This window comes from Mesorhizobium sp. (assembly GCF_024509055.1).
In the GTDB taxonomy this organism is placed as follows: Bacteria; Pseudomonadota; Alphaproteobacteria; order Rhizobiales; family Rhizobiaceae; genus Mesorhizobium.
On sequence record NZ_JANINM010000544.1, the window covers coordinates 1 to 8,909 of the forward strand.

General features: G+C 66.1%; 11 protein-coding genes. 8 read left to right on the forward strand and 3 right to left on the reverse strand.

Going from position 1 to position 8,909, the window contains the following annotated elements; genetic code table 11:
- Positions 1–604 (reverse strand): alkaline phosphatase PhoX (locus tag Q0L57_RS32940; protein ID WP_296747272.1); only part of this gene is annotated, 604 nt, incomplete at its 3' end.
- Positions 605–959: 355 nt separating this feature from the next.
- Between Q0L57_RS32940 and Q0L57_RS32945 the strand changes: the two genes are divergently transcribed.
- From Q0L57_RS32945 to Q0L57_RS32960, 4 genes are all read left to right on the forward strand, one after another.
- Positions 960–1,301, forward strand: a complete 342-nt coding sequence (locus tag Q0L57_RS32945) for a hypothetical protein (protein ID WP_296747273.1) — start codon at positions 960–962, stop codon at positions 1,299–1,301.
- A gap of 10 nt (positions 1,302–1,311) precedes the next feature.
- Entirely contained in the window at positions 1,312–2,013 is a 702-nt protein-coding gene (locus tag Q0L57_RS32950; RefSeq protein WP_296747274.1) for a phosphatase PAP2 family protein, read from the forward strand.
- A 91-nt stretch (positions 2,014–2,104) separates the two neighbouring features.
- A complete protein-coding gene (locus Q0L57_RS32955) occupies positions 2,105–2,374 on the forward strand; it encodes a helix-turn-helix transcriptional regulator (protein WP_296747275.1) in 270 nt (89 codons plus the stop codon).
- A gap of 124 nt (positions 2,375–2,498) precedes the next feature.
- Positions 2,499–4,208, forward strand: a complete 1,710-nt coding sequence (locus Q0L57_RS32960) for a SulP family inorganic anion transporter (protein WP_296747276.1) — start codon at positions 2,499–2,501, stop codon at positions 4,206–4,208.
- Positions 4,209–4,225: 17 nt separating this feature from the next.
- Here Q0L57_RS32960 and Q0L57_RS32965 read toward each other — a convergent pair whose 3' ends face one another.
- Positions 4,226–5,158 (reverse strand): CHAD domain-containing protein, encoded by a 933-nt coding sequence (locus Q0L57_RS32965; RefSeq protein WP_296747277.1) that lies wholly within the window; start codon positions 5,156–5,158, stop codon positions 4,226–4,228.
- Positions 5,155–5,628, reverse strand: a complete 474-nt coding sequence (locus Q0L57_RS32970; protein WP_296747278.1) for a CYTH domain-containing protein — start codon at positions 5,626–5,628, stop codon at positions 5,155–5,157. The genes Q0L57_RS32965 and Q0L57_RS32970 overlap by 4 nt, the downstream gene beginning before the upstream one ends.
- A gap of 90 nt (positions 5,629–5,718) precedes the next feature.
- Here Q0L57_RS32970 and Q0L57_RS32975 point away from each other — a divergent pair, with 90 nt between their 5' ends.
- The 4 genes from Q0L57_RS32975 to Q0L57_RS32990 form a co-directional block, all read left to right on the forward strand.
- Complete coding sequence (locus Q0L57_RS32975) at positions 5,719–6,420, forward strand: CerR family C-terminal domain-containing protein (protein WP_296747279.1); 702 nt, start codon at positions 5,719–5,721, stop codon at positions 6,418–6,420.
- A complete protein-coding gene (locus Q0L57_RS32980; protein WP_296747280.1) occupies positions 6,417–7,370 on the forward strand; it encodes an HlyD family efflux transporter periplasmic adaptor subunit in 954 nt (317 codons plus the stop codon). The genes Q0L57_RS32975 and Q0L57_RS32980 overlap by 4 nt, the downstream gene beginning before the upstream one ends.
- Entirely contained in the window at positions 7,367–8,287 is a 921-nt protein-coding gene (locus Q0L57_RS32985; protein WP_296747281.1) for an ABC transporter ATP-binding protein, read from the forward strand. Before Q0L57_RS32980 ends, Q0L57_RS32985 begins: the two co-directional genes overlap by 4 nt.
- On the forward strand, positions 8,284–8,909 hold a 626-nt coding region (locus Q0L57_RS32990), incomplete at its 3' end, for an ABC transporter permease (RefSeq protein ID WP_296747282.1). The genes Q0L57_RS32985 and Q0L57_RS32990, both read left to right, overlap by 4 nt.

Genomic DNA, 8,909 nt, shown 5'->3' on the forward strand with positions numbered 1-8,909 from the left:
GGATCTCGACGATGGTGCCGCCATGGGCCGCCATCTCGACATCGACCTGCTCCTTGCTGAGCGGCGCGACCTCGGCAGCTTTCCTGCCATCCTTCTCGACGATCTTGACGATGCCGGGGAACATCAGATGCGGATTGGTGTATTCGTGATTGACGACCAGCAGGCCATGCTCGGCCGAGCCGTCGATCGCGATATAGCCGACATAGTCGTTGTTGTAGCCGAACTGCCTGGCCTGCGCCTCTGCTGACTGCTTCACCGGGTCGAATTCCGGCGAATCAGCAAACAGCGGGTCGCCCCAGCGCAACAGCACGTCGGCGTCGTAGCCAGCGGCGACATGATGCTTGTCGTCGATCCCGGCCTCGACCTCGTCGAACGTGAAGGCCGAGCCCTCGGCCGCGCGCGCCTCGTCGGCGGCGACAAGCGCCAGCGGGCTGACGGTGGCGGCAATGGCCGAAACGGCCAGCGAGCCCATCAGGAAACCGCGACGCGAGAAGCGCGCGGCAATGATTTCACCCATCGTGCGGTTGTCGGTTGGATTGACGGCGGGGCCGTCATTTGCCTCGAGCAGGCTGGTGCGAAAGCGGATTTCAGGGGTCACGGTCATATCTGTCCTCTGGCTTCTTGAGGTGGCTGGGGACGGGGGTGCTCTTCGACCCGTAAAGACGGACGATCACATTTTCGTGACATCGGCGTGATCGAGGCGCGCTCGTTTGCCGGCTGCCTGCCATTCCGGCCGAGCCCATGCGCGCTATGATTGTCCATGACCGTCAGTCACAACCCGGTCGCAGGCGCTTGCCGTCGGCTCCGCCCATCGCGATTCCCAGGTGCATTTTTCGACATTTCGCTTCGATCCCGTGGCAGCGGGCGCCGATCCGCGAGGCTCAGCTTGACGCCTCGACGCGCTTCGGAAACAAGGACGCGGCAGGCGCGGCGACGGCCGCTTCGGGAGGGACGCGAAAGTGAGTTTCTGGGGACTGGCGCAGCTCGGCGTCTCGACGGTGATCTTCCTTCTGGCGGCGATGGCGGCCAAGCAATGGGGGATGGCGCCCAGCTTCGCCAAGATCGTGCTCACGCTTTTGCTCTATTCGGCGGGCAATCTGATCATGCTCCGGCTGATCCGCGAGTTCGGCATGTCGGTGTCGTTCAGCCTGTCGGCGGTGATCCAGCTGGTCTCGGTCAACGTCGTGGCGCTGGCCTTCTTCGGCGAGCGGCTCAACGCGGTGCAGGCGGCTGGCGTCGTGCTGGCGATCGCCGCGGTCGCCCTGATCACGCTCGGGCCCTATATGCAGGGCTCTAGCTGATACGCCCCTGATGAAATCTCCCGTCGACTCTTCGCTCAACAGACTGGAATTTCCCGTGCTCCTGGCCGGGCTGGTGATCGCCGCCGCGCTCTGGGGATTCGTCGAGTTGATGGAGGTCGCGCGGGCGACGACGCCGCACGCCTTCGACGCCGAGATCCTGCTCGCCTTCCGCCATCCCGGGCAACCGGACAACCCGATCGGTCCATACTGGCTGCCGGGCGCCATGCGCGACATCACCAGCCTCGGCAGCGCCAGCGTGCTCATCCTGATCACGACGGCGACGATCGTCTACCTGCTGGTGATCCGCAGGCCGGCAACGGCGCTGCTGATGTTCGTGGCCGTTGCCGGCGGACAGGTGCTCTCCACCCTGCTCAAGCACGAAGTCGACCGGCCCCGGCCCGAGCTGGTCTCACACCTCGTCACCGAAACCTCGCTCTCCTTTCCGAGCGGTCACGCCATGCTGTCGGCGGTGACTTATCTCACGCTGGGTTCGTTGGCGGCGCGCTTCCTGCCGGATCGCACTTCCAGGTTCTTCGTGCTCGGCCTCGCTGTGTTCACCACGCTGCTGGTCGGCACCAGCCGCGTCTATCTAGGCGTGCATTGGCCATCCGATGTGCTTGCTGGCTGGTGCGCCGGCTTCGCCTGGGCCATGCTGTGCTGGCTGGTGGCGCGTTTGCTGCAGCGGCGGAAGGTGGTGGGCGACAGCGAATGATCCATGTTTTATCCATTGTTGATGATGCTTGAAACATCATGATCTTTGTATTATCCATTGATGTTGCAGACTCAGACAAGGGTTCTGGCCGATGATCACAGCAGCGCAGATGCGCGCCGCGCGAGCGTTGGCCGGTATCGATCAGAAAACGCTCGCCGAGCGCGCCGGAGTTTCGCTTCCGACCATCCAGCGCATGGAAGCGAGCGAAGGTGTCGTCAGGGGCGTGGTCGACACGCTGATGAAGGTCATCCAGGCGCTCGACGAGGCCGGGGTGGAACTGATTGGCGAGAGCCAGGCCAGCGAGCGCGGCGGCAGGGGCGTGCGCCTCAAAGCCACGGCAGTGCAGAACCCGCAAGGCTGAGCCGCAACCGCATCGGCCGAAAATCGGCTCCGATTTCCGGAAAGCACGATGCGGCGTCGCAAGTTACTGCGACGGCGACCGCCGACATCAAGCCGACGATCCCCGCCGCCTCGGAAGGCAGTCCATGGATCAGGTCCGGCGGGCAAACCAACATCTGGCGCGGCCGACATTCGCCGAGCTGTTCACGCCCAAGCTCGTAACCGTGCTGCGCGAGGGCTACACGCTTGCCCATTTCCGCGCCGATGTCATCGCCGGGCTTACGGTCGCCATTGTCGCGCTGCCCTTGTCTATGGCGATCGCCATCGGGTCCGGTGTAACGCCGGAACGCGGCCTCTACACCTCGATCGTCGGCGGCTTCATCATCTCGGCGCTCGGCGGCAGCCGGTTCCAGATCGGCGGCCCGGCCGGCGCCTTCATCGTGCTGGTGGCGGCCACGGCGGCGCGCGTCGGCGTCGACGGCCTGCTGCTGGCGACCATGATGGCCGGCGCCTTCCTGCTCGCCATCGGCTATCTGAGGCTCGGCACCTACATCAAGTTCATCCCCTACCCGGTTACGGTGGGCTTCACCGCCGGCATTGCCGTCATCATCTTCTCCGGCCAGATCGTCGAATTGCTCGGGCTGAAGCTTGCAGGCAAGGAGCCTGGGCCTCTGGTTCCCAAGCTGGTCGCCATCGGCGAGGCGGCGGGCACGATCAATCCGTCGGCTGCGTTCGTCGCGGCGCTCACCATCCTCACCATCGTGCTTGTGCGGCGCTGGCGGCCGAAATGGCCGGCGATGCTGATCGGCATTGGCGTGGCGTCGGTGGTGGTGGCGGCCTTCGCGCTGCCGGCGGAGACGATCGGTACGCGCTATGGCGGTATCCCGCGCAGCCTGCAATGGCCGGCATTGCCGCCGGTCAGCATCGACAGGATGATCGACGTGCTGCCGGACGCGATCGCCTTTGCCCTGCTCGGCGCCATCGAATCGCTGCTGTCGGCTGTCGTCGCCGACGGCATGAGCGGGCGGCGGCATCGCTCCAACTGCGAGCTGGTGGCGCAAGGCTTCGCCAACATCGCCTCGGCCCTGTTCGGCGGCATCTGCGCCACCGGCACGATCGCCCGCACCGCGACCAATGTGCGGGCCGGCGCGCATGGTCCCGTCTCGGGCATGCTGCATTCCCTGATCCTGCTGGCGCTGATGCTGGTGGCCGCGCCCTTGGCCAGTTACATCCCCCTCTCGGCGCTTGCCGGCGTGCTCGCCGTGGTATGCTGGAACATGTTCGAGAAGCAGGCCTTCGCCACGCTGCTCAGGGCCTCGCGCGGCGATGCGCTGGTGTTGATGGCGACGTTCCTGATCGTCGTCTTCCGCGACCTCACCGAAGGCATCGTCGTCGGCTTCGTGCTCGGCTCGATCCTCTTCATCGACCGCATGGCCAAGTCGATCGCCGTCGAGGCCGACCAACCGCTGGTGCAGGAGGATGTCGCCGACCGCGCCTCCGCCTATGATTCCAGCGAGGCGACCGATACGGACACGGTGGTCTACCGGATCTCCGGAGCGTTCTTCTTCGGCGCCGCTTCGACTGTCGGCGCGGTGCTCGACCGCATCGCCGACCAGCGCAGGAATTTCATCCTCGACTGCTCGGCGGTGCCGTTCTTCGATTCGACCGCCGCCAATGTCATCGAAAGCGCCGCGCACAAGGCAAGGCGCGCCGGCGTGCGCTTCATCATCGCCGGCGCCTCGCCGCATATCCGCCGCATGTTGATCACTCACGGCGTCAAGCGGCCGCTGGTGACCTACGCCGCCTCGGTCCGCGACGCACAGGCGCAGTTGAAGAAGCCGGTGCCCGCCGCCTGAGCGGCGTTCCGCCGCGATTACGCTGCCTTCGCTTCCTCATGCGGCGCGGCGAGGTCGTTGCGGGCCTTGCGCGCCAGCTTGCGCATCGAGCGCTTGGGACTGTCGCCAAACAGGTCGGAGGCCTCGGCGAGGCAGGCCTTGCTGAGGCTCTTTTCCGAGCGTTTCAGCAGCTTGCGCAGAAGCTTGGTCTCGTCGGGCGGGCCGAGCGGCTCGCCTTCGGCATCGAGCAGCGCGCGCATCACGAACAGGTCGTGCAACTCGCCGAGCTGCTCGCCCAGTCTGTCGACCTCCTTGCGGCGCCCCTTGATAGGCGTCGGCCACAGCCTGCCCAGCAGCGACAGATGCATGCTGTGCGTCTTGGCCGCCTTGCGCAGGTCGTGGAAATCGTCGGCCTCACCGCGAGAGATCGCCTTGTCCAGCGCCTTCCTCGCCCGCCGCAAGGTGGCGCGAGCGCCTTCAGCCAGGATGTCGGCTGCCTGCTCGGGCTGGTCGGGCAGGGATAGCCTGTCGACGCGCTCGAGACCTTCCCGGCACGCGGCCATTGCGGCGTTTATGGCGGCGTCGAGACCGGCGCCGGAATGCAGCTCATGCTGGCGCATCACCAGCCGGTCGCGGACCGGATCGAGGCCGCCGCCGGCGGTTTGCTCCGGAAAGGCATTGGCAAGACGATCGACGGTCTCGATAAGCGCAGTCGCCTCGCGCGGGCCGGCCAGCAGGGCGGACACCTGCTTATAGCATTCGTTTTCGGTCTGGCAGAACGGTTCGTCGCCGAAACGAACCAGGCGGAGCAAGGCGCGCACGCTCTTCAGCCGCTTGCGGCATTTATGCACGCCCTGTTCCGGCTTTTCGCGCGCCATCTCGAGATGGGCGATCGCCTTGCCGATTTCCTCGGCCAGGATGCGCCTGACCTCGCCGGTCAGCGGCAGGCGCGGATCAATGCGGAAGTTCATGCGGCGATCTCCGGAATCCCACCGAGGGCGAGCGACGCGTTGTAGAATCTCGACTCGCCGGTGACCTCGCGACCGAGCCAGTCGGGCAGCATTTCGTCTGGTACATCCTCCGGCGTCTCGAGCTCCGCGACCACCAGACCCGCGAGCATCCCGCCGAACACATCGACTTCATAGAGATAGCCCCGGTATCTAACATGGTGGCGTGTCTTCTCGATGACACGTCCGATGGCGAACGCCATCATCTCCTCGGCTTCGTCCAGCGGAATCGGGTACTCGTATTCGTCGCGCTCCTTGGCCGCGCTGCCGAATTTCAACGTCAGCTTCGCCGAATTGCCGTCGCTGATGCGAACGCGCACCGTACGCCCGGTCGCGGCGGCGAGGTAGAACTGGCGAATGCGGATCTCCGCTTCGACGAGGTCGCGCCATTCGGCGCTGGTGACCAGGAACTTACGCTCGACTTCCTTGCCCATGGGCGCGCACTAAAGACTGCGCGGGTCGAGATGGCAAGCGGGTCCGAAAATCAATTTGACTTTAATCAATCGATTGATCAAAGTCGCGGAATGAGCAAGCCGACGAACGCCAAGACGGGGCAACGGGAAGCTTCTCCCGCCGACCAGACGCGGGCCGCGCTGGTGCGGGCCGCGCTCAGATTGTTTGGGCGGCAGGGTTTCGATGGCACTTCGACGCGCGAGATCGCCGCCGAGGCCAAGGCCAATATCGGCTCGATCGCCTATCACTTCGGCGGCAAGGAAGGCCTGCGCGCCGCCGCGGCGGACTATATCGTCGACACCATCCAGGCGATCGCCGGCCAGGTCGTCGGCGCGGCCCATACGCCTGGTCCATCGAGCCGCGAGGCGGCGCGGGCGCAGCTCGTCACCGCCCTGGAGCGCATGGTGACATTCGTTGTCGCGACACCAGAGGCGGGCGAGATCGTACAATTCGTACTTCGAGAGCTTTCCCATCCGACGGCGGCGCTCGACCGCATCTATGCCGGCGTGTTCGAACCGACGCACCGCAGGCTTTGCCAGATCTGGGAACAGGCGACCGGCGAGCCGGCCGAGAGCGAGGCAACCCGGCTGACCGTGTTCACGATAATCGGCCAGGTCATCTATTTCCGCATCGGCCGCGAGGCGGTGATGCGAAGGATGGGCTGGCCGGAGATAGGCAATGCCGAGGCCGCCAAGGTGACGGCGATCACGACGGACAACCTCAAGGCCATGCTGGCGGCGCGCGATGGCGCCGGCAAGGAGGTCAAGCCATGAGCTTTCTCTGTTCCCTGCCGCTCGCGGCGCAGCTGTTCGGCATTTGCGCGTCGCCGCCGCCGCTGGCCGTCGGCTATGTCGAGGGCGAGTATGTGCTGATGGCGCCGATCGAGGTGGCGCAGGTGGCGACCGTCGGAGTCAGGCGCGGCGACAGGGTGACGCCCGGCATGCCAGTTGCGACCCTGGAAGATGACGACGCCAGGATCGCCGTGGCGCAATCGCAGGCCGCCCTTTCGCAGGCCGAGGCGCAGCTTGCCGACCTCAAGGTGGGCAAGCGCCCGGAAGAGATCGCGGTGCTCAAGGCCGCGGTGGACATGGCCAAGGCGCAGGCCGCCGACGCCAAGCGCAAATATGACCGCGCCAGCGACCTCTACAAGCGCGGCACCGGCACGCAGGCCGACTATGACACCGCTTCGGCGACCATGGAGACCGCCGATGCGCAGGTCGGCCAGGCCGAGGCCAATCTGGCCGTCGGCGGCCTGCCGGCGCGGCCGGAGACGATCAAGGCGGCCGAGAACCAGGTCCAGCAGGCGCAGTCGGCGCTGGGGCAGGCGCAATGGCGTCTGTCCAAGCGCGTGCTGGCCGCGCCTTCCGCCGGCCGCATCGACGACGTGATCCGCAATCCGGGCGATACCGCCGGACCCACTGCGCCGGTGATCTCGATGCTGCCTGACAACGCGGTCAAGCTCAGCGTCTTCGTGCCGGAAGCCGCCTTCTCGTCGGTCAAGGTTGGCACGCTGCTCAGCGTGCGCTGCGATGGCTGCGGGTCGGACCTGAAGGCGCGCGTCAGCTATGTCTCGCCCGATCCGGAATTCACCCCGCCGGTGATCTACTCGCTGCAGAACCGGCAGAAGCTGGTCTATCTCGTCGAGGCGCGGCCCGAGGGCAATGCCGGCCCGCTGCAGCCTGGCCAGATCGTCGACGTCGACCTCGCGGATATCGGAAAATGAACGCCATCGACGTCCGCGGGCTGGTCAAGCGCTTCGGCGACAAGACCGTCGTCGACCATGTGACGATGACCGTGGCCGAGGGCGAGATCGTCGGCTTCCTCGGGCCGAACGGCTCGGGCAAGACGACGACGATCCGCATGATGTGCGGGCTGCTGACGCCCGACGAGGGCGAGGGCACCGTGCTCGGCTTCGACATCCGCGCCGAGAGCCTCAAGATCAAGCGCGAAGTCGGCTACATGACGCAGAAATTCTCGTTCTACGAGGATCTGACGATCGGCGAGAACCTCGAATTCGTGGCACGGCTCTACCGGCTGAAGCCGGTCGAGCAATATGTGGTGCGGACGCTGGAGGAGCTCGGCCTGACCACGCGCCGCAACCAGCTGGCCGGCACGCTGTCCGGCGGCTGGAAGCAGCGGCTTGCGCTTGCCGCCTGCATCATGCACGAGCCGAAGCTGCTCCTGCTCGACGAGCCGACGGCCGGCGTCGACCCGAAGGCGCGGCGCGAGTTCTGGGACGAGATCCACCGGCTGGCAGCCGGCGGGCTCACCGTGCTCGTCTCGACCCACTACATGGACGAGGCCGAGCGCTGTCACCGCATCAGCTACATCTCCTACGGCAAGATGCTTGCCACCGGCACCGTCGCGGAGGTGGTGAAGAACGCCGGGCTGACCACCTTCGTCCTGCAGGGGCCAAGGCTCGACCGGGTGGCGGAAGCGCTGCAGGGCCGCGCGGGCGTCGACCAGGTGGCGCCGTTCGGCGCCACGCTGCATGTCGTCGGCTCCGACAAGGCGGCTCTCGAAAAGGCGCTGGCCGATGTCGAGAAGGACCACGAGGGGGTGACGGTGGCGCCGGGCGAGACCAGCCTGGAAGACGTCTTCATCCAGTTCATGTCCGGCTCGAAGGACAATATGGCATGAACGGGCTCTTCTCCTTAGCCAGGCTCGGCGCGCTGCTGATCAAGGAGTTCATCCAGATGCGGCGCGACCGCGTCACCTTCGCCATGATGCTGGGCGTGCCGCTGATTCAGCTGGTGCTGTTCGGCTTTGCCATCAACAGTGATCCCAAGAGCCTGCCGACGGCGCTGGTGGCGATGAGCAACGACCAGTACACGCGCGCCATGGTCTCCGCCCTGCAGATGACCGGCTATTACCGTTTCGACCATGTCGCCCAAAGCGCCGAGGAGGCGGAGGCGCTGATGGCCAAGGGCGCCGTCTCCTTCGTCGTCACCATCCCGGCCGACTTCGCCCGGCGCGTCGAGCGCGGCGACAGCCCACAGATCCTGATCGAGGCCGACGCGACCGACCCTTCCGCCGCGAGCGGCGCCATCTCCACGCTGAGCACCGTGGCGAGCCAGGCGCTGCTGCGTGCTCAAGGCATGCAGGCGGCGGCCGCCGAGACCGCCAAGCAGCAGCTCCAGGTGGTGGTGCACCAGCGCTACAATCCGGAAGGCATCTCGCAATACAACGTCGTGCCCGGCCTGCTCGGCGTCATCCTGCAGATGACCATGGTGATGATGACGGCCATGGCGCTGACCCGCGA

Bases quoted from the DNA above. Each gene is read 5' to 3' on its own strand.
- Q0L57_RS32955 (WP_296747275.1), top strand. From the start codon at position 2,105: ATGATCACAGCAGCGCAGATGCGCGCCGCGCGAGCGTTGGCCGGTATC.
- Q0L57_RS32980 (WP_296747280.1), top strand. From the start codon at position 6,417: ATGAGCTTTCTCTGTTCCCTGCCGCTCGCGGCGCAGCTGTTCGGCATT.
- Q0L57_RS32950 (WP_296747274.1), top strand. From the start codon at position 1,312: ATGAAATCTCCCGTCGACTCTTCGCTCAACAGACTGGAATTTCCCGTG.
- Q0L57_RS32970 (WP_296747278.1), bottom strand. From the start codon at position 5,628: ATGGGCAAGGAAGTCGAGCGTAAGTTCCTGGTCACCAGCGCCGAATGG.
- Q0L57_RS32975 (WP_296747279.1), top strand. From the start codon at position 5,719: ATGAGCAAGCCGACGAACGCCAAGACGGGGCAACGGGAAGCTTCTCCC.
- Q0L57_RS32960 (WP_296747276.1), top strand. From the start codon at position 2,499: ATGGATCAGGTCCGGCGGGCAAACCAACATCTGGCGCGGCCGACATTC.
- Q0L57_RS32965 (WP_296747277.1), bottom strand. From the start codon at position 5,158: ATGAACTTCCGCATTGATCCGCGCCTGCCGCTGACCGGCGAGGTCAGG.
- Q0L57_RS32985 (WP_296747281.1), top strand. From the start codon at position 7,367: ATGAACGCCATCGACGTCCGCGGGCTGGTCAAGCGCTTCGGCGACAAG.